Here is an 18,850-nt window from a genome sequence, read left to right as displayed (position 1 = left end):
AAATGAATATGGAAATTTATTTTCTATTGTTTTTTTTATGTTTATATGGTTTAGGCTTTTGAAAAGTCTTTTCCAAAGCTTGTTTCAGTTCGGAAGAAGTATTATAACATTGGTTGCAAATATCCGTATTCCAGTTATCGATGCAGATCATTATATTTTTATTATCTCCGTATAGAAATAACTTAGCCCTGGTATCTAATTTGTCTTTGCAACTTTCATTTACAGTATCTGTTTTTTTCAATCGGTTTAATATCCCTATCCATATCTCAATATCTAAAGAGTCTGTGATTGTTTTATGTTCATCACTGAATGCGATAAAATCGTGGCAAGGGATATTTACAGCAGTCATGATACTAAAATCGGCATAATAAATATCAATCTTCTCAAAATTATTATTTAATATTTGAGCCTGCAAAAGATGTATATAAAAGAAAGCCGTAATAAGTAATATTATAAATCTTTTTTTCATAACGGATAAAATAAATATGGAAATTTATTTTCTATTATTTTTTTTATGTTTATATGGTTTAGGCTTTTGAAACATCTTCTCAAGTTCCAGTCTTAGTTCGGGAGAGGTATCATAACGTTCGTTATTAATATCGGTATATCTGTAATCAAGGCATATTTGTATAGTATCCTTACAACTGTATAAAAATAATTTTCCTCTGGTATCTAATATTCTATCGAAGTATTTATTTTCTGTATCTGCTTTATTTAGCCTGTTTAATATTCCTATCCATATCTCAATATCTAAAGAGTCTGTGATTGTTTTATGTTCATCACTGAATACGATAAAATCGTGGCAAGGGATATTTACAGCAGTCATGATACTAAAATCGGCATAATAAATATCAATCTTCTCAAAATTATTATTTAATATTTGAGCCTGCAAAAGATTCATATAAAAGAAAGCCGTAATGAGTAATGTTATAAATCTTTTTTTCATAACGGATAAAATGAATATGGAAATTTATTTTCTATTGTTTTTTTTATGTTTATATGGTTTACACTTTTGAAAAGTCTTTTCCAAAGCTTGTTTCAGTTCGGAAGAAGTATTATAACATTGGTTGCAAATATCCGTATTCCAGTTATCGATGCAGATCATTATATTTTTATTATCTCCGTATAGAAATAACTTAGCCCTGGTATCTAATTTGTCTTTGCAACTTTCATTTATAGTATCCGTTTTTTCCAATCGGTTTAATATTTCTATCCATATTTCAATATCTAAAGAGTCTGTGATTGTTTTATGTTCTCTGCTGTAAGATAAGAAATCATCACAAGGTAGATTTATTACGGACATTATGTTGAAATCAGTATAATAAATATCAATCTTTTCAAAATTATTATTTAATATTTGAGCCTGCAAAAGATGCATATAAAAGAAAGCTGTAATAAGTAATATTATAAATCTTTTTTTCATAACGGATAAAATGAATATGGAAATTTATTTTCTATTGTTTTTTTTATGTTTATATGGTTTAGGCTTTTGAAACATCTTCTCAAGTTCCAGTCTTAGTTCGGGAGAGGTATCATAACGTTGGTTACAAATATCTGTATTCCAATAATCCAGACAGATAGATATGGTGTCGTTTATTCCATGTAAAAATAACTTTGCCCTGGTATCCAAACGTTTATTGTAATTTTCATCTGCAGTATCCGTTTTTTCCAATCGGTTTAATATTCCTATCCATATCTCAATATCTAAAGAGTCTGTGATTGTTTTATGTTCTCTGCTGTAAGATAAGAAATCATCACAAGGTAGATTTATTACGGACATTATGTTGAAATCAGTATAATAAATATCAATCTTCTCAAAATTATGATTTAATATTTGAGCCTGCAAAAGATTCATATAAAAGAAAGCCGTAATAAGTAATATTATAAATCTTTTTTTCATAACGGATAAAATGAATATGGAAATTTATTTTCTATTATTTTTTTTATGTTTATATGGTTTAGGCTTTTGAAACATCTTCTCAAGTTCCAGTCTTAGTTCGGGAGAGGTATCATAACGTTGGTTACAAATATCTGTATTCCAATAATCCAGACAGATAGATATAGTGTCGTTTGTTCCATGTAAAAATAACTTTGCCCTGGTATCCAAACGTTTATTGTAATTTTCATCTGTAGTATCCGTTTTTTTCAATCGGTTTAATATTCCTATCCATATTTTAATATCTAAAGAGTCTGTGATTATTTTATGTTCATCACTGAATGCAATAAAATCGTGGCAAGGGATATTTACAGCAGTCATAATACTAAAATCGGCATAATAAATATCAACCTTCTCAAAATTATGATTTAATATTTGAGCCTGCAAAAGATACATATAAAAGAAAGCTGTAATAAGTAATATTATAAATCTTTTTTTCATAACGGATAAAATGAATATGGAAATTTATTTTCTATTATTTTTTTTATGTTTTTTTTGGTTTAGGCTTTTGAAACATCTTCTCAAGTTCCAGTCTTAGTTCGGGAGAGGTATCATAACGTTGGTTACAAATATCTGTGTTCCAATAATCCAGACAGATAGATATAGTGTCGTTTATTCCATGTAAAAATAACTTTGCCCTGGTATCCAAACGTTTATTGTAATTTTCATCTGCAGTATCCGTTTTTTTTAATCGGTTTATTATTCCTATCCATTTGATTATGGCTAAAGAATCAGTTAAGTCTTTATGTTGAACAATACTTCCATGCCTGTTTTCAAAATTTTCGCAAGGAACATCGCATATTTCCATAATTGAGAAATTTTCGTAATAAATATCAATCTTCTCGAAATTATGATTTAAAATCTGAGCCTCTGTAAAAAAAGGAAAAAATCCCAGAACAGCCAGCGCAATTATAATTTGTTTTTTCATGTTTTTGATTGTTATTCTATTTATTTTAATCTGGGTGCGGTAACTATGATTTTGTTTTTCCTTTCCGTGGAAATGGGAGATGTCGTTTCGTATAAACTTCCGTAGTGGTCGGTGCGGGTGACTTCTCCTTCTTTTATTTCTCCTAAAGCCTTAGCCGTTTCTTGTTCCGAACCGGTTATGACTCTTTCTTCTTCCTTATTGCCGTAAGGAGTGTCTGTATTATTTTGATCTAAAGCTTGTTGCTTGGCATCGGTTTCATGCCGCACCGCATGGTCGAATTCATGGTTCAACAATGTAGCCGGCGATATTTCCGTACCGTTGGTGGTGATCATGGTCTGGCTGGGGTTCCATTCGATTGTTTGTATATCAGCATGGAAACGACTTCCATTGTCTGGAGATTCCTTGATATAATATATATTTTCCGTATCGTTTATTTTTTTAATTAATCCGCTGGCTCCATGTCGGTTCAGGTGTCGTACGGCTATGGAAAGTTCTTTCATAAATTGCTGAGACGTGCCCGGAGCCGGATATATTTTTTCCCGTCCTTATCCACATATTTCAAGGGATTGTTCGCGCAATAGGCATACGGGTTGATGGAGTAGTAGCGTTCCGCCTCGGGATCGATGGATATATAGCGGCAGATGGCACGGGGAGGCGGAGCACAGGTATCGGTGCCGGCCCTTCCGGCCACCGTCTGCGTTTCCGTATCGAACAATACGGAGCCGATCACGACATATCTCTCCGTATCATGGAACTCTTCATATTTCCCGTTACTCATCGTAGCCACTTTTACCGGATATCCGTACCGGGCGAACGGGTTCTTTCCTTCGCCGGTACCGATGCAGGCCAGTATTATCCATAACAAAAAGAGTCTTCTCATAGTTTATGTTTTTAAATTTATTTTCCGATCTGTTTTATGGGGGAAGGCCGGTTTTCCCGGTTGTCTTTTTCCGATTCCGTTTGTTTTATCCAGTTCCGGTACACCTCGTCCGGTATATCTTCATATCCCAGGCTGTCGAGAACGGCATAGGATTGCAGCATCGTATTGTACAGTTCGTAAACTTGCGGATAAAGCGGGAGCCTTTCTTTCGGGGGAGAACCGCAACAGCGGATGGCATGAAGCGCTCTTGCGGTATGGTAGTTGGACTCTATAAGCCGGGCATCTATATTATTGGGATGCCATTTCAGGACGGTGCCGAGGCTTTCTTTTACAAAACTGTCGAATCCGTATTTGCGAACGTAATAGAGAGTCAGGTCCGTGAGCATTTGTGCCGTAAGTTGTTTTTTATCCAGGGGCTGGAGGTATAGCCCGTTCCGTAAAGCTTCGGACTTGATGAATCCGCTGCTCATATAAAAATCGTCGCTGACTATCGCTCCTTGCGTAAGCTCCGCGTTATACCAGGTATTCCCATCCCTGAATTTCACAAAGAGATGGGAAGGAGAGGACGACAGATACGCTTCGGTTCCCAGTTCTTCCGCCAGGATGAGGAAGAGGAGGGGGAGTGAATGGCACTGTCCCGTATTTACAGATAATAGCTTGGATACCATATAATTTGTCATGTCGTTCCGGCAACGGTAATCTTCGAAATCGTATTTCATGGGGTAATGTACGAGTTGTTTTTCCGTCCCGGGTTCTTTTATCCGTACGACGTCGGTCATGACGCGGAATATCATCATAATTTTCGCCAGCGGGTCGTCGCTGTCCAGTTTTTCTTCTTTCATCTTGAGCAGGCATATCCTTTTCAGATTTTGTATTTCACTGTCGAACCGGTTATAGTCCAGCTTGTCTTCCAGATAAGCGTTCTCAATCAGATATACGGCGCTCTTCAGGTTCACCGGTTGTTCTCCCACGAGCATCTGTTCCAGTTTTTCCCGTACCGTTCGGAAATATTCGGTTCCGGGTATGCCGGAGAATTCAGGAAATGCGATTACTTCCCGGAAGTATAACAGTTCTTGCTGCTGTATCCTTTGCTTCCTTTCATGTTGCTCCATATCCCGTCGTACCATTTCATCGTTTCTGCGGTAGTTATCGTCCCAAGAGTGCCGACGGGACGGAGGCGGAGTATGGGGATTGAAATTGAGGTTAGGATTAAAAGATGCGGGAGCCGGAACGGGAGGCCGGAAGGAGGGTAGTTGCCCGGATAAAGGAAATGGAAGAAAATAAAAAATTATTCCCGTAATAAAAACGACAGTCCGTGACTGTACATATCTTATTTTCGGCATTATCATCAAGGTTTGAAATTATAAGTATTACAAATATATTTATTTATTTTTATTAACAAAACTATTCGTGTAATTTTTATGGAAGAAATTTTCTTGTGCTATGTTGCAATCAGGATTATTTCCGGATTACTTGCAGATATTTTTAAAAATACTTGTTCGTTTCGTCGAAAGCTGTTATTTTTGCATCGCTTTTCAAGAGAGTACGCATGGCGGTTTAGTGTAGTGGCCTAGCACGCAACCCTCTCACGGTTGAGACTCGGGTTCGATTCCCGGAATCGCTACAACGAAAGCAGGCAATGAACAAATTGTCTGCTTTTTTCTTTATATATAATTATTTAACTTCAATTGAAAAACGAAATGAAAAAAGTATGGTTTTCGCTTCTCGCAGCATGTGCGTGTATGATGTTTTCCTGTAATTCGAAAAAATCCGTATCGGTCGGAGACCTGGAAGGAGAATGGATAATTTCCGAGGTAGATGGTGCTCCTGTAACTTCATCGGGCGATATGCCGGCCCCTTTTATCGGATTCAATCTGGATGAAGACCGTTTGTACGGGAATAGCGGTTGTAACCTGATGATGGGCGCCTTTTCTGTAGATTCTCTTAACCCGGGCGTTATCATTCTGGGACCTGTAGCAACTACCCAGATGGCTTGTCCCGATATGGAGACGGAAGGAAAGGTATTGGGAGCGTTGAACAAAGTAAAATCGTTCGAAGATGCCGGAAAGGGGCGGATCGCCTTATGTGACGAGAACGGATCGCAGGTGATTATCCTTACCCGAAAAACGGAAAAAGACAGTACGGCTCAATGATTTTTCAGCTTCGGCAGATATACTGAATGTAAAAAGGCACCCGAATCCCGGGTGCCTTTTTTATTATGAACCTATAGATGTCAGATATTACTTCTTAATAATCTGTATCGTTTTCAGGTTATTTACTTTAAGGAGATATACTCCGGCAGGCAGGCGGCTTACGTCTACACTGGCACTGTTGGCTTCCATTACCAGAGATCCGGTAGCACTGAATATGCGTACAATAACGATTTCTTCAGGAGCGTTGATATGGATCATATCTTTAACAGGATTAGGATATGCGCTGACTTTGGTATTAGCAACGATATTATCCTCTAAAGATGTATCTAATGTGGAAGTTGCGGCTTCCGATTCGTTTTCTCCTATGTAAACGGCTGTTACTCCGAATACATGTCTACCGGCGCCGGGTGCTGCGAAATCATAAGAAGTGGCTGTAGCTTCGGCAGTTCCTACTTTCTCGTTATCGAGGTACAGGTTATAAGTGTACTCGAGATCGGTAACAGGTGCATCCCAGGTAAGAGTAACGGTTCCGTCTTCATTTTCAACAGCTGCAGCATTAGTCGGGGCAACGGCGGTTACGGTCCGTCCCTCGATAGCCATAGATTTCTTGGCAGGTACTGTCGTCTGGTTCTCGCTTGTAGGCAAAGAATAAATACCCAGATAAGCGCCTACGGCATACAAGTTTCCGGCTGCATCGCATGTCATTTGGTAAATATTGCCTGAACCTTCTCCTATGTCATGTTTGTATTTGTATTTGTAAGTCAGTACAGGCACACCTTCGTTCCAGGTAAGATCGAAGAACATGAATTCATTTACTTCGTTGTTGATGATCAGGGTCTTTCCATCGTTCGTGATCGTGAAACCGGAACCCCAGCATCCGTTCAGTTCTGCAGCCAGAGAAATACCTGAATTGTAAACCACGTTGCCTTCGGCGTTTACATAGATAAGAACCGGTACGGCATCCGTGTTGTTTCCGGAGCTACGCGTTTGTGCTACCCATACACCGCCGTTTTCGTCGGCGATAATATTACCGTTGGTATTAGCTTGCAATTTGCCGATAGGATAAACCTTATTGGGTGCTTCGTCCCAGGCATTTTTGTCGGTTCCTATATTATAAGTAACTACGTTATTTCCGTTACCGTTGACGATAATATCTTCGCTATAGCAGTACAATGTGGTATTTTCACCGGTTCCGAGAACATAAACGCCCGGAGAAGAACCACCGACAGCTACACCGTTGGTATTGGTAAATAGACCGTTCCCGTCACGGGTATTGTTGCGGAACAGGTTCAGGAATTCTCCTTCCAGATTAGCCGGGTCGGCGATATAAATACCGGAATTAGGATCGGACCAGTCCGGTATGTACACTTTACCGTCAGGACCTATACCTATACGATAGTTGGTTCCCAGGTATGAGCTTCCGTAAGCTACGGTGTTGATCGGTGTCCAGTCTGCGTTGAAAGCGAAAATACCGGAATTTGCACCATTGCTTTTATCATAATTATTGACATAGATTCTTCCGAAATAGTCCGATTCGGGAGAATTATCCACTACGACACCGGTTCCACGTACCAGTTTATAAGCATCGGATTTTTCGTTCAGTTTAGCAATTGTCGGTATGGCATTGCCTTCCAAACGAACCGCCCAGTTCAGCTTATTACCGTAAGGCAACTCGTTTTTGTTTACTGTTACGGAGTTCTCACCTTTTACAGGAGCAAACGATTTGCTGCCTGCTTCTTTTCCGGTTACAGCATCGGTAAATATGATCGCTCCGTTATGGGCGTTGTCGTTGGCTGTAAACTTGAATGTGTAAGCATCGGCTGTCGATTCTACGGAAAGTCCGTAAGCATACACACCTTTAACTACCGGCTGAGCTACGGATTTGGTCGTGTATTTAGCCATTTTTGTAGTGGCGCCTGCATTTACCAGGTATAAACTGATGTCGGCGTTTTCTACCTTAGCGGCTCCCATCGTGTAGTTTACTCCGTGAACTGCATTGAAATCCGGTCCTTCTATTTCGATGGAAATAGCATTATCCAGTCCGTTGGTGATATCGAACAGCTTAATGCCTGTGTTGTAGAATCCTGCATTTTCCTCAGCTTCTTTCGTATTGGACGGAACTACCATTAAGGCATGTTTACCATATTTGAAGTAATTAGCCCCTGTGGAGGTCGCAATCAGTTCGGCATTGTTCCAGTCTCCTACTTTTTCCATGGGAGCTACGTCGGCCGGAGAAGTTTTGAACTCGATAGGCGTAGTATTGGAACCGTCTACGATAATGTTATCATCGGCGCGCGGCGATACGGTGAAAGAGAAATCGGTACCCCACAGTACGGCAGTGTATTCGTTTGCATTCTGGTTACGTACGTCGACGGTATTCACACCGTCCTCAATTGTATATATAAGGACGCGTACCTGGAGAGAAGAACCGGTAGTAACGGCAGACGTGATAAGTTTACCGTTCTTAGATGTGCCGGTGTAAGCGATCGTTTGTCCGGTATTTGCATTATTGAAATTACCGCTCTTTTGAGAAGTAAACCATACGGCGGGAGCAGCGTCCAGATCATTCCATTTGTAAACGCGGAATGTTCCGGCAGGAGTAAACTGGGTTTCTTCCATGTTACAGCCGATGAGTACGTTGTCTGCTGTAAAGGTTATGTCGGAAATTGCGTATATACCGCCTTGTGTCCCGGTTGTATTGAGCGTCTTGATAACTGCCTGTGTTTCCGGATTGATGATATAAATATACGGAGCTTTTTGCGCATCTACAGCAAGCACGTATAAAGAATCGCCGCGAAGGATGGAACGACGTACGGTTTTATCGGCAAGTACATCGATAGCGTTGCCGTCGAACGCCGTTGTCATGTTGTATTGCGTTGCGGGTAAAAGGTATCCGTCCTGTACAGGATCGGGATAGTTATAATAAGTTATAGGATCGGGTACGGGAGGAACATAATTTTCCGATTCGAGAAATGCTTTTACATAAGTCGTTTCGTTCGCTTTAACGGTAACCGGCTTGGTATAGTCTTCGCCCGGAGCTTTGTATTCGTTAGCGATATAGTTGAGGGTATATTCCCCCGGTTCCAGGTTTTCAAATACGAAGATACCGTTATAATTGTTATCCACATTATAAGTATCCACTTTGGTTCCGTTCTTGTAGAGTTCAACAGTAGCTCCGTTGATAGGAAGCCATTGATCGTCGGAACCAACAGAATATTTGAACAAAGGATTATCGATCTTTTCATGCAGGTCTTTTACATACCCCATGATATAACCGGTATTTTCACCCGTAGCACCGAAATATTTGGCTATGCCCCGGGCATATCTTATACCTTCTTGTCCGCAATAGTCGCTGTTCAGAGCACGGTGGCGGGCCGGTTGGTATGTGTGAAAATATCCTTCGCTCAGGAATCCCGGGCATCCGTGTTTCAGTACGCCCAGATAACCGGTATAAGTTACTCCGTTGCTGCCTGTGCGATCGGATGAATCATGATAAAAATCGATATCTCCGCGTATGTTCATCGAGGTTGCATAAGCCGTCATCGGATCGAGCTCGTTGCTCTTGAGATAAGGCCACACTGTAGTAGCTTTTTCATAGCTGCTTTGCGCATATTCATCGGCATGACTGTCATAGCCGCGATACAGGAAAAGCGGGTAGTTTGTGTTCGTACCCTCACTGGCGGCATTGGAGTGAACCGACAGGAAGAAGTCCATATTGTTTGCATCTACTTCTTCGCATATCTCGCTCAGGTTACGGTTATATTTTTCTGCGTCGGCAGCTCCTTTAACGTAAGGGAACGGTCCGTTTGCAGTACGGGAGTACATGATATTCTCGTGTCTTGCGCCCATTTTTTCCAATGTCTTACCGAGCTTCAGTACCTTCCACAGGTTAGTATTGGATTCATAGAAACCGCATGTATCAGGCATTCCGGTCTCTGCCAGGTTCGGGTAGGGGATAGTAGCCATCGGGCGGTCGTTAGGTCCCCAACTGCCGTGCCCCGGGTTCAGGTATATTCTTGCTTCGTCAAGATTCTTGGCACCAAGGCTACCTGCAGCCATGACCAAGGCAATTGCTGAAATAAATAGTTTCCTCATAGCTGTTATTTTTTGACGTTTACGTTAATGATATAAGTTTTACCTACAGGAGTGGTAAAAGAGATTTTATCTCCTTTTGCCGATGCGGTAGGATACATGGCGATTACGGAAGGACCGGTAAGAGTCTGGCGGGTTTTTCCGTCGGCAGTTACCGCTACGATAGAAGATTCTATCGTGTCGTATTCGCCGTCTTTATCGTTCATCCCGATGATAATGCCATTGTTATACCATTTCGGGGCGCGAACGATTCCTAAAGAAGTAATGTTGGAACCGTCGAGGTTACATACATACGCGCCCACACCTGTTACATAATAGAGGACTTTCGTTCCGTCAGGCGAAACGGACGGCCAAATGTAACGAACATTTGTTCCGTTGGGAGAGAACGTTTTAGTTTGTCCGTTCCGGGTCATCATAAGCTGTCCGTTGTTAATGGACATAACCGGTGTAGAAGATACCCCTCTTTGTTTGGAAGTAACAGCTTTGGATGCCAGTTTTCCGTTCTCAACAGTATAAACAGCTCCGTCTTTGGCCGTAACACCTTGTAAATCGCGGGTCGCTTTAACGATAGTGGATTTAGCTCCGGTGTTCAGATTTGCCGATTTCAGGGTTGTTTTTCTCAGGTTATCCTTCGTAAAGGACGCTTCTCTATATACGACAGTATTGCCGTCGTCCATGATTTTTACATCATATCCGGCTCCGGGAGCGGATGAGATAGTTTTTACCTCACCGGTAGACAGGTCGTACCTATGAAGTCCTTTTTTACCGAAATCAGTTACCAACAGATAATCACCATTGGGACTGATTGTGGAAAATCCGGCACTTATGTTAGCCGGGATGTTCACTTCTTTGACAGAAGCTACATCAATTACCTGCGCAAATCCAATAGAACTGAAGCAAATTGCAAATGCGAAAAGTACTTTTTTCATGCAGTCTAGATTTAAAATTAGTAATTGGGTTAATTTGATATTAATAATATATTTTTCAAAGTGTATATAGAATGACGAATCTATTTCTCTCATAAGCTTCTGTACCCTTGATTAATAATGCTCTATAGTTTAAGATTAATGCGTGGTAAAATTAAAAAAACATTTTATTGTAACAAAAAAATATTGGATAAAATATAAAATGAATGAAATTTTTCGGGATGTGTTTATTGTTTTTTAATGGTTTGAATATAACTTTCCGAGTTTAAAGAAGATAGATTAAAAAAATGATAAAACAGAATAAATATAGGTTATTGACAGGAAAAATAATCTATTGTTTTTGTTGTAAATTAGTATTGTGAATTTTTAAAATATGTTGTAATAATTTATTTTTCTTTTATTATATATTGTATATATAATTTATGAATTTCATTTTTGGTGATGATAAACACCTGCATTCAGAGAAGTAAATATACAGGAGGTCTCCAACCGGGAAATCAATGAATTTTTAGTTTTCCCGGGTATCAGGAATTTTTATGAGTCATAATGTCCAGAACCAGACGATCTGTTTCATTCATTCCGTTAGAGCCTATGAGTGTGAGATTCCGGATGCACTGATCTACGTCTTCGTCGATAATACCTTCTACCGAAGTGACGAACTTATTCTCCATAGCCATGATAGCCGATAATACAGCCGTGGAAACTCCGCTGCTCAATTTTAATGCGCAGCTGGGTTTGGCTCCGTCGCATATCATGCCGGTGAGATTGGCGATCATATTTTTAACGGCATAGGATATCTGGGTATAGTTTCCTCCCATCAGATAGGTGATACCGCAACTTGAACCGGTTGCAGCCACTACGCAACCACATAAGGCGGACAAACATCCCAGGCTTTGTTTAATATAAATAACGGTCAGATGGCTGAGCATAAGTCCGCGTATGAGTTCTTCTTCACTTTTGTGAGTTTCTTCGGCATAGATAGTCACGGGTAGAGTCGCCGCAATACCCTGGTTGCCGCTGCCCGAATTGCTCATGACGGGTATCATGGCTCCTGCCATGCGGGCGTCGCAGGCGGCAGACGTGTAAGAAAGGATATGTGAAAAAACACTGTCACCCATAATGAGTCGTTCATATTTTCCTTTCATCGTTTTACCCAACTGGTGTCCGTATGTTCCGCAAAAAGATTGTTCAGCAGCGGCCTTGTTCAGGTGTGCTGTTTCCAGGATAAAAGATATTTCTTCCAGAGGTGTATTCATAGAAAAATCATATATCTTCTTTAATGTAAGTTCCTGTTTTACTTCCGTATTTTTAAGGGTATGGCCTTCGTTTTCTTCCAGCAGGATTTTATCGTTCAGACTCATATGAGTGAAGTGGGTATGAGTTCCCGTGATAACTGTACGGCTTTTATCCTGTCCGTGTTCACATATGGTTTCTATATAAAGTTTTTCTTCAGTGTTATATTTAAGTTTTATATCGATACGTTTTTCTTCTAAATATCGTTTCCCTTTTTCTACGGCTTCGGGTGTACATTCTTTGAGAACTTCCAGCTTATAGGCCGATTTGCCGATAAGAGCCCCTAAAGCCACTGCGATAGGCAGTCCTATCATACCGGTACCCGGAATACCAACTCCCATGGCGTTTTTCAGAATATTGGCACTTAAATAGACATGGATATGTTCCGGTTGGTTTCCCAGAATTTCGGTTGCCTTGGCAACGCCCAGAGCGACAGCGACGGGTTCGGTACAACCTATTGCCGGTACGACTTCCTGGCGGACGAGTTCGATAATCTTTGTTCTTTCCTTCCGGTTCATGAGTTATTTGAAGTTTTCATAATTTGTTTTTCCAGGTATTCCAGATAAAGCAGGGCACATCCGCGTGCGTCCGAAAGGGCTTCGTGATGATTCAGGGGTATGTTCATTTTTTCACAGCAGGCGTTCAATGTTGCCGGTTTGAAGCCTATAGAACGGTATATCCGGCATGTACATTGCCATTTTTCTGCGATCATCAGTTCGTCGTAATCGAGTTGATACATGCGCATGGTTTTTTTTAGGACAGTGCGGTCGAAAGATTCGTTGTGAGCCACAACAGTTCGACCGTACAAGCGTTCTTTTATATCGGGGTATATAGCATGGAAGCCGGGAGAATGCTGTGTCATTTCCGGAGTGATTCCATGTACTTTGATATTTGAATTCCAATATATGTTTTCGGGAGGCTGTATGAGCGTATGATATTCGTCTGTGATCCTGCCGTTTTCCACTGTTATTATACCTATTGCACAAGCGCTGTCCATATACCCGGTAGCTGTTTCAAAATCGATGGCTGTGAACGTGTTCATATATCTCTCTCTTTTTCAGTTTGCAAAATAACGGTTTTATCCTGATTTTGCAAATACGGACCGGTTTTATTTTTTATGTGTTTTTAGAGTCTGCGACAGACAAAATGCAGATTAAAGATAACTCGTTCCGAAGTTCTGGTATTTGGTTTTCTATCATTACAGGCTTTTTCGTAGCGTATGGTTGGAATACTTACGGATTTTGTTCCTATCTTTGCCGTTCAAAACGAAAACCGAAACGAATAGAACATGGAATGGCTATATAGTTTATTCTGCGAACACTCCGCTTTACAGGCAGTCGTCGTTATTTCCCTTATATCGGCCCTGGGGCTCGGGTTGGGAAAGATACGAATTTTTGGTATATCATTAGGGGTTACCTTTGTCTTCTTTATCGGTATTATGGCCGGACATCTGGGACTTTCGGTTGATACGCAGATGCTTAATTATGCTGAAAGTTTCGGTCTGGTAATGTTCGTGTACGCATTAGGACTGCAGGTCGGTCCGGGCTTTTTCAGTTCATTCCGCTCCGGAGGAGTACGTCTGGTAGAATTAGCGTTAGGCGTAGTTTTTCTGGGTACGTTGATGACGGTTATATTTCATCTGACTACAGGAGTCAGTATGCCTGATATGGTAGGTCTTTTGTGCGGAGCGACTACCAATACACCTGCATTGGGAGCCGCCCAGCAGGCTATGAAGCAATTCGGATTACCTGTAAGCGGGCCGGCCCTTAGTTGTGCGGTCGCCTATCCGTTAGGCGTCGTAGGAGTTATCCTGGCAATAGCGTTTGTACGCAAGATATTCGTTCGTCCTTCCGACCTTCCTAATCCGGATAAAGAGCATAAGAACCAGGCTTATATCGTAAGTTTCCAGATAACCAATCCGGCTATATACGGAAGAAGCATTCGTGATGTAGCACATCTTACTACGCATAAATTTGTTATATCCCGGTTGTGGCGTGACGGTAAAGTGAGTATTCCTACTTCCGAAATGACTTTGCGTAAAGGTGATAAATTGCTTGTAATCACGACGTCCGAAAAGGATGTCAGCGCTTTGACCGTTATTTTCGGAGAGCATGAGGAAAAAGACTGGAATACAGATAGTATAGACTGGAATGCCATAGACAGTCAGTTGATCTCACAGCGTATCGTGGTGACAAGGCCTGAAATAAATGGAAAAAAATTAAGCTCGTTGAGGCTGCGCAATCATTACGGCATCAATATAAGCCGGGTATACCGCTCGGGGGTACAATTGCTGGCGACCCCGGATCTGACACTTCAGATGGGCGACCGGCTGACTGTTGTGGGAGAAGCGGCTGCTATTCAAAATGTATCTAAGATACTCGGGAATGCGGTGAAAAGCCTGAACGAACCGAACCTTATATCGGTTTTTGTAGGTATTATACTGGGGCTTGCCGTAGGAGCGGTTCCTTTCAGCATACCGGGCATAAGCGTACCGGTTCGTCTCGGCCTGGCGGGAGGCCCTATTATCGTAGGTATTTTGATAGGGACATTCGGTCCCCGCTTACATATGATTACTTATACGACCCGGAGTGCCAATCTTATGTTACGGGCTTTGGGTATATCTATGTATCTGGCTTGTCTGGGACTGGATGCCGGTGCTCATTTTTTCGAAACCGTAGTGCGTCCCGAAGGCCTGCTTTGGATTTTACTGGGTTTTTCTATCACTTTTGTTCCTGTGGTTATTATGGCCTTGTGGGCATTGAAAATCAATAAACTCGATTTCGGTTCCGTATCGGGAATGCTATGCGGCAGTATGGCCAATCCGATGGCGCTCGATTATGCCAATGATACGATAGAAGGAGATAATCCTTCGGTTTCCTATGCTACGGTATATCCGGTGTGCATGTTCCTGCGCGTGATTATCGCACAGGTCATCCTGATGTTTTTTCTGTAATGATAAAATATAAAGAAAAGGGATGACATTTTGTTATCCCATTCTGTTTTTGTAATCTTCATATCCGAATTCCCTCCATATTTCTATTTCCCCGTTTTGACGAAGAAGGGCAACGGCCGGGTGAGGAATTCCGTTAAACATGGTAGTCTTTACCGTGGTATAATGTATCATATCTTCAAATACGATACGTTCACCTACTTTTAGTTCATGGTCGAAATACCAGTCTCCCATGTAGTCTCCGCTCAGGCAGGAATTGCCTCCCATGCGATAAGCATGCAGCCCGGTAGCCGGCTCTTTTGAACCGCGTATGGCAGGTTTATACGGCATTTCAAGACAATCGGGCATATGGCACGCGAAAGAAACATCCAAAATCGCAGTACGTATACCGTGATTTTCTACTATATCGGTAACCGTTGAGACCAGTACACCGGTTTGCCAGGCGAAAGCACTTCCCGGTTCCATAATGATTTCGAGATTAGGATGTCTGAGTTTGAATGTCGTGAGTAACTCTATAAGATGCTCCGTATCATAATCTTTACGGGTCATCAGATGTCCTCCTCCCATGTTCAGCCATTTTACCTGGGGGAGAAGGTGACCGAATTTTTTTTCGACTTGCATTAATGTCTTTTCCAGATCGTAGGAAGAAGATTCGCATAGGGTATGAAAATGCAGACCTTCTATTCCGGAAGGCAACCGTTCGCCAAGCAGGTCCGAAATAACACCCAGGCGTGAACCCGGCGCACAAGGATTGTACAAGTCTGTTTCCACCTCCGAAAATTCCGGGTTGATTCTAATGCCGCATGAAACTTTCTTTCCGTTTGCTTTTACCAATGGATAGAACCTCTCAAACTGGGATAAGGAATTGAACGTAATGTGGCTGCTGTATTTAAGAAATACAGGGAAATTCTCTTCTGTATAAGCCGGAGAGTAAGTATGTGCCGGACTGCCCATTTCTTCGTAGGCCAGTTGTGCTTCGTTTACCGAACTTGCGGTAGAATAAGGTATATATTCCCGTATAATGGGAAAAGCATGCCAGTTGGCAAAGGCTTTGAAAGCCAGTATGATGTTGACTCCGGCACGTTCCTTAACCGATTTTATCAAAGAAAGATTTTTTCTTAATAGCCCTTCATCCAGCAAATAGCAGGGTGAGGGAACCTTTTGTATGGGGGTATTCATTTTTTGACAAATTATTTGATGATAGTAAAACGGGCGAACTTCAATAAAAGTTGTTTACGTCCGACATGTTGAAACTCTACTCCTATTTTGCAATTGTCACCGTTTCCTTCTATACTGACTACTTCTCCTGTACCGAAGCGTTCGTGTCTTATATGACATCCGACGGTAAGATCTCCTACGCTTTGCAGGGAAGGTGCCGGATCGTTTGTTTTCGTTATGCGTGTCAGCCGTTTTTTAGGTTCGGGAGAATATATTTCAGGTTTGGGCTGTCTGTGTTCCCGTATGGGATGTTCCGCCGGAGTCGTATAGCTGCGGTCACTATGTTCCCAAGGGGGAACAATAGTTTCTTCTTTGCCGGTGGAGCCGGGTCTTAAACGTTCGGGCATAGTGATATATTGCGGATCGAGGTCTTTCAGGAATCTGCTGGGCGGACATGCCGTGGTCTGCCCGTTACGGAAACGGGTAGATGCGTATGTGAGGATACAATTTATTTCGGCTCTCGTAATAGCTACATAGAGTAATCTCCTTTCTTCCTCTATCTCTCTTTCGCTATTCTTACTCATGGAAGAGGGGAACAGGTCTTCTTCCACTCCTACGATAATTACATTTTTGAATTCCAGACCTTTTGCCGCATGCACGGTCATCATGGTCACTTTTTCACTCTCTTTATCATCTTCGCTGTCCTGATCGGTCGCCAGAGATATTTCGGCTAAAAAATCGTTTAATGACACATGTTCTTCTCCCTCTTCTTCCCGCAAAGAACAAAATTCGGAAATACCGTTCAGTAACTCCTGTATATTTTCCTGGCGGCTTATATTTTCAGGGGTGTTGTCGCTATGTATATCTTGGAACAAGCCCGATTGTCTGATAATTATTTCTGCCAGTTCTGTCGCGGTTTTTGTCTGCATCTCCGACCGGAATCCTTCAATAAGATCCCTGAATCGCAGTAATTTGCTTATAGTTCCGTTATTGACCGGCAACGCGTATGACACTGGGTCGGAAACAACTTGCCAAAGGCTTATCCCCTGAGTTATGGCACATTGAACGATCTTTTTTATGGTCGTATCCCCAATACCTCTGGCAGGATAGTTGATAACCCGTTTCAACGCTTCTTCGTCGTCCGGGTTAATGGTGATACGAAAGTATGATACGGCATCTTTGATCTCTTTACGTTGGTAAAAAGACAGTCCGCCGTATATGCGGTAGGGTATATTTCTTTTTCGCAGCGATTCTTCCAGAATACGGGACTGGGCATTGGTACGGTAAAGGATTGCGAAATCGTTGAAAGAAAATCCTCCCAGGATACGCATTTCCGATATCTGGTTCGCGACGATAAAGCCTTCTTCAAAATCTGAATAAGCATTTAAAATTGCTACTTTACTGCCCGGTTCCTTTTCTGAGAAAACATGTTTGCGGATTTGTTCTTTATTCTTACTGATAAGGCTGTTGGCGGTATTTACTATATTTTGGGTAGAACGGTAATTTTGCTCCAGTTTAAAAGTTTTCAGTCCGGGATACTCTTCTTTCAGATTCAGTATGTTATTGATGCTGGCTCCCCGGAACGAATAAATGCTCTGTGCATCGTCACCTACCACGCAGATGCGGCCGTGCCCTTTGCAAAGTTGGTTTACGATAAGGTGTTGAGCGAAGTTGGTATCTTGGTACTCGTCTACCAGGACATACCGGAAAATTTCCTGATAACGGTGCAACACATCTTCATGATCCCTGAATAATATATTGGTATATAACAGTAGATCATCGAAATCCATCGCTCCCGATATGAAACAGCGATGCCAGTATGTACGGTATATCTCGTGTATCAAAGGACGTTTGGACCGGGCATCCGTTTCGCGTATCTCTTTATTGGATTCGTATGAGGAAGGAGTGATAAGCGCGTTCTTTGCATTTGAAATGATCGCCTGTACCGTGGCCGGTTTATATATCTTATCGTCCAATTGCATTTCTTTGATAATGCTTTTCAGTAAAGAGCGGGAATCGGATGTATCGTAAATGGTAAAATCGGATTTGAATCCCAAGCGCTCGGCATTGGAGCGCAATATACGGGAGAAAACAGAGTGGAAAGTTCCCATCCACAAGCGAGCTGCAGTAGGTACGTCAATCAGACGGGCAATGCGTTCTTTCATTTCCCGGGCAGCTTTGTTGGTGAAGGTCAGAGCCAGCAATCGATACGGTTCATATCCCGATTGTAACAGATATGCAATTTTGTAGGTGAGTACGCGGGTTTTCCCCGAACCTGCTCCTGCGATAACCAAAGACGGTCCGTCGTTATAGGTTACGGCGGCCCGCTGAGGCTCGTTCAGGTTTTGTAATATTTCTTCCACGTTCCGTTGTTTCTTCTTTCCTGCAAAATTACACATAAAAACAGAGATAGCCAATATGTATATACTATACTTCTCGAATGTGAAAATCGTTATTGATTTGCCGGATGGTTATAAGGAGGGTGATTATTGAATAATGTTTACTGCATAATTATGAAGAGCTATTTATAACAT

General features: G+C 41.7%; 17 protein-coding genes and 1 tRNA gene. 3 read left to right on the top strand and 15 right to left on the bottom strand.

Features of this window, described 5'->3' with window-relative positions; translation table 11 throughout:
- Nucleotides 1-16: 16 nt before the first annotated feature.
- From OCV73_RS09325 to OCV73_RS09285, 9 genes are read right to left on the bottom strand one after another with little or no spacing between them, the layout of a single operon-like run.
- Nucleotides 17-469 (bottom strand): hypothetical protein, encoded by a 453-nt coding sequence (locus OCV73_RS09325; protein WP_147551579.1) that lies wholly within the window; start codon nucleotides 467-469, stop codon nucleotides 17-19.
- Between the two features lie 24 nt (nucleotides 470-493).
- Nucleotides 494-946 (bottom strand): hypothetical protein, encoded by a 453-nt coding sequence (locus OCV73_RS09320; RefSeq protein ID WP_147551578.1) that lies wholly within the window; start codon nucleotides 944-946, stop codon nucleotides 494-496.
- 24 nt (nucleotides 947-970) lie between these two features.
- A complete protein-coding gene (locus OCV73_RS09315; RefSeq protein ID WP_147551576.1) occupies nucleotides 971-1,423 on the bottom strand; it encodes a hypothetical protein in 453 nt (150 codons plus the stop codon).
- A gap of 24 nt (nucleotides 1,424-1,447) precedes the next feature.
- Nucleotides 1,448-1,900: a hypothetical protein gene (locus tag OCV73_RS09310; RefSeq protein ID WP_147551574.1), complete on the bottom strand. Its 453-nt coding sequence runs from the start codon at nucleotides 1,898-1,900 to the stop codon at nucleotides 1,448-1,450.
- Between the two features lie 24 nt (nucleotides 1,901-1,924).
- On the bottom strand, nucleotides 1,925-2,377 hold the full coding sequence (locus OCV73_RS09305) for a hypothetical protein (protein ID WP_147551572.1): 453 nt from the start codon (nucleotides 2,375-2,377) through the stop codon (nucleotides 1,925-1,927).
- Nucleotides 2,378-2,420: 43 nt separating this feature from the next.
- Nucleotides 2,421-2,864 carry a hypothetical protein gene (locus OCV73_RS09300; protein WP_147551570.1) on the bottom strand — a complete coding sequence of 148 codons (444 nt, stop codon included), beginning with the start codon at nucleotides 2,862-2,864 and terminating at the stop codon, nucleotides 2,421-2,423.
- Nucleotides 2,865-2,884: 20 nt separating this feature from the next.
- The gene (locus OCV73_RS09295) at nucleotides 2,885-3,364 is read right to left on the bottom strand and encodes a M91 family zinc metallopeptidase (protein WP_147551569.1); all 480 of its coding nucleotides are present in this window, start codon (nucleotides 3,362-3,364) and stop codon (nucleotides 2,885-2,887) included.
- Nucleotides 3,361-3,744 carry an RHS repeat-associated core domain-containing protein gene (locus tag OCV73_RS09290; RefSeq protein ID WP_147551568.1) on the bottom strand — a complete coding sequence of 128 codons (384 nt, stop codon included), beginning with the start codon at nucleotides 3,742-3,744 and terminating at the stop codon, nucleotides 3,361-3,363. The genes OCV73_RS09295 and OCV73_RS09290 overlap by 4 nt, the downstream gene beginning before the upstream one ends.
- Nucleotides 3,745-3,761: 17 nt before the next feature.
- Nucleotides 3,762-5,087, bottom strand: coding sequence for a hypothetical protein (locus tag OCV73_RS09285; protein ID WP_147551566.1), 1,326 nt, complete (start codon nucleotides 5,085-5,087; stop codon nucleotides 3,762-3,764).
- A gap of 208 nt (nucleotides 5,088-5,295) precedes the next feature.
- Here OCV73_RS09285 and OCV73_RS09280 point away from each other — a divergent pair.
- Nucleotides 5,296-5,368: transfer RNA gene (locus tag OCV73_RS09280), tRNA-Glu, on the top strand.
- A 76-nt stretch (nucleotides 5,369-5,444) separates the two neighbouring features.
- Complete coding sequence (locus OCV73_RS09275) at nucleotides 5,445-5,897, top strand: META domain-containing protein (protein ID WP_147551565.1); 453 nt, start codon at nucleotides 5,445-5,447, stop codon at nucleotides 5,895-5,897.
- A gap of 87 nt (nucleotides 5,898-5,984) precedes the next feature.
- On the opposite strand, the gene OCV73_RS09270 is transcribed toward OCV73_RS09275, so the two are convergent.
- The 4 genes from OCV73_RS09270 to OCV73_RS09255 all read right to left on the bottom strand — a co-directional run bounded on the left by OCV73_RS09270 (nucleotide 5,985) and on the right by OCV73_RS09255 (nucleotide 13,250).
- The gene (locus tag OCV73_RS09270) at nucleotides 5,985-9,992 is read right to left on the bottom strand and encodes a T9SS type A sorting domain-containing protein (RefSeq protein ID WP_147551563.1); all 4,008 of its coding nucleotides are present in this window, start codon (nucleotides 9,990-9,992) and stop codon (nucleotides 5,985-5,987) included.
- Nucleotides 9,993-9,997: 5 nt separating this feature from the next.
- Complete coding sequence (locus OCV73_RS09265; RefSeq protein WP_147551561.1) at nucleotides 9,998-10,918, bottom strand: TolB-like translocation protein; 921 nt, start codon at nucleotides 10,916-10,918, stop codon at nucleotides 9,998-10,000.
- Between the two features lie 521 nt (nucleotides 10,919-11,439).
- The gene (locus OCV73_RS09260; protein ID WP_147551559.1) at nucleotides 11,440-12,726 is read right to left on the bottom strand and encodes an L-cysteine desulfidase family protein; all 1,287 of its coding nucleotides are present in this window, start codon (nucleotides 12,724-12,726) and stop codon (nucleotides 11,440-11,442) included.
- Complete coding sequence (locus tag OCV73_RS09255) at nucleotides 12,723-13,250, bottom strand: 3'-5' exonuclease (protein WP_147551558.1); 528 nt, start codon at nucleotides 13,248-13,250, stop codon at nucleotides 12,723-12,725. Before OCV73_RS09255 ends, OCV73_RS09260 begins: the two co-directional genes overlap by 4 nt.
- A gap of 246 nt (nucleotides 13,251-13,496) precedes the next feature.
- Here OCV73_RS09255 and OCV73_RS09250 point away from each other — a divergent pair, with 246 nt between their 5' ends.
- Nucleotides 13,497-15,161, top strand: a complete 1,665-nt coding sequence (locus tag OCV73_RS09250) for a putative transporter (RefSeq protein ID WP_147551556.1) — start codon at nucleotides 13,497-13,499, stop codon at nucleotides 15,159-15,161.
- Between the two features lie 33 nt (nucleotides 15,162-15,194).
- Here OCV73_RS09250 and nspC read toward each other — a convergent pair whose 3' ends face one another.
- The gene (gene nspC, locus OCV73_RS09245) at nucleotides 15,195-16,337 is read right to left on the bottom strand and encodes a carboxynorspermidine decarboxylase (RefSeq protein WP_147551554.1); all 1,143 of its coding nucleotides are present in this window, start codon (nucleotides 16,335-16,337) and stop codon (nucleotides 15,195-15,197) included.
- A gap of 11 nt (nucleotides 16,338-16,348) precedes the next feature.
- The gene (locus tag OCV73_RS09240; RefSeq protein WP_262512937.1) at nucleotides 16,349-18,715 is read right to left on the bottom strand and encodes an ATP-dependent helicase; all 2,367 of its coding nucleotides are present in this window, start codon (nucleotides 18,713-18,715) and stop codon (nucleotides 16,349-16,351) included.
- Nucleotides 18,716-18,850: the final 135 nt, after the last annotated feature.

The organism is Barnesiella propionica, from assembly GCF_025567045.1.
In the GTDB taxonomy this organism is placed as follows: domain Bacteria; phylum Bacteroidota; class Bacteroidia; order Bacteroidales; family Barnesiellaceae; genus Barnesiella_B; species Barnesiella_B propionica.
The sequence above is the reverse complement of the archived record's forward strand: the minus strand, read 5'-3'. Positions and strand labels throughout refer to the sequence as shown.

Excerpts from the sequence above, each read along its gene's own strand:
- OCV73_RS09325 (WP_147551579.1), bottom strand. The coding sequence starts at position 469 with ATGAAAAAAAGATTTATAATATTACTTATTACGGCTTTCTTTTATATA.
- OCV73_RS09320 (WP_147551578.1), bottom strand. The coding sequence starts at position 946 with ATGAAAAAAAGATTTATAACATTACTCATTACGGCTTTCTTTTATATG.
- OCV73_RS09315 (WP_147551576.1), bottom strand. The coding sequence starts at position 1,423 with ATGAAAAAAAGATTTATAATATTACTTATTACAGCTTTCTTTTATATG.
- OCV73_RS09310 (WP_147551574.1), bottom strand. The coding sequence starts at position 1,900 with ATGAAAAAAAGATTTATAATATTACTTATTACGGCTTTCTTTTATATG.
- OCV73_RS09305 (WP_147551572.1), bottom strand. The coding sequence starts at position 2,377 with ATGAAAAAAAGATTTATAATATTACTTATTACAGCTTTCTTTTATATG.
- OCV73_RS09300 (WP_147551570.1), bottom strand. The coding sequence starts at position 2,864 with ATGAAAAAACAAATTATAATTGCGCTGGCTGTTCTGGGATTTTTTCCT.
- OCV73_RS09295 (WP_147551569.1), bottom strand. The coding sequence starts at position 3,364 with ATGAAAGAACTTTCCATAGCCGTACGACACCTGAACCGACATGGAGCC.
- OCV73_RS09290 (WP_147551568.1), bottom strand. The coding sequence starts at position 3,744 with ATGAGAAGACTCTTTTTGTTATGGATAATACTGGCCTGCATCGGTACC.
- OCV73_RS09285 (WP_147551566.1), bottom strand. The coding sequence starts at position 5,087 with ATGCCGAAAATAAGATATGTACAGTCACGGACTGTCGTTTTTATTACG.
- OCV73_RS09275 (WP_147551565.1), top strand. The coding sequence starts at position 5,445 with ATGAAAAAAGTATGGTTTTCGCTTCTCGCAGCATGTGCGTGTATGATG.
- OCV73_RS09270 (WP_147551563.1), bottom strand. The coding sequence starts at position 9,992 with ATGAGGAAACTATTTATTTCAGCAATTGCCTTGGTCATGGCTGCAGGT.
- OCV73_RS09265 (WP_147551561.1), bottom strand. The coding sequence starts at position 10,918 with ATGAAAAAAGTACTTTTCGCATTTGCAATTTGCTTCAGTTCTATTGGA.
- OCV73_RS09260 (WP_147551559.1), bottom strand. The coding sequence starts at position 12,726 with ATGAACCGGAAGGAAAGAACAAAGATTATCGAACTCGTCCGCCAGGAA.
- OCV73_RS09255 (WP_147551558.1), bottom strand. The coding sequence starts at position 13,250 with ATGAACACGTTCACAGCCATCGATTTTGAAACAGCTACCGGGTATATG.
- OCV73_RS09250 (WP_147551556.1), top strand. The coding sequence starts at position 13,497 with ATGGAATGGCTATATAGTTTATTCTGCGAACACTCCGCTTTACAGGCA.
- nspC (WP_147551554.1), bottom strand. The coding sequence starts at position 16,337 with ATGAATACCCCCATACAAAAGGTTCCCTCACCCTGCTATTTGCTGGAT.
- OCV73_RS09240 (WP_262512937.1), bottom strand. The coding sequence starts at position 18,715 with ATGTGTAATTTTGCAGGAAAGAAGAAACAACGGAACGTGGAAGAAATA.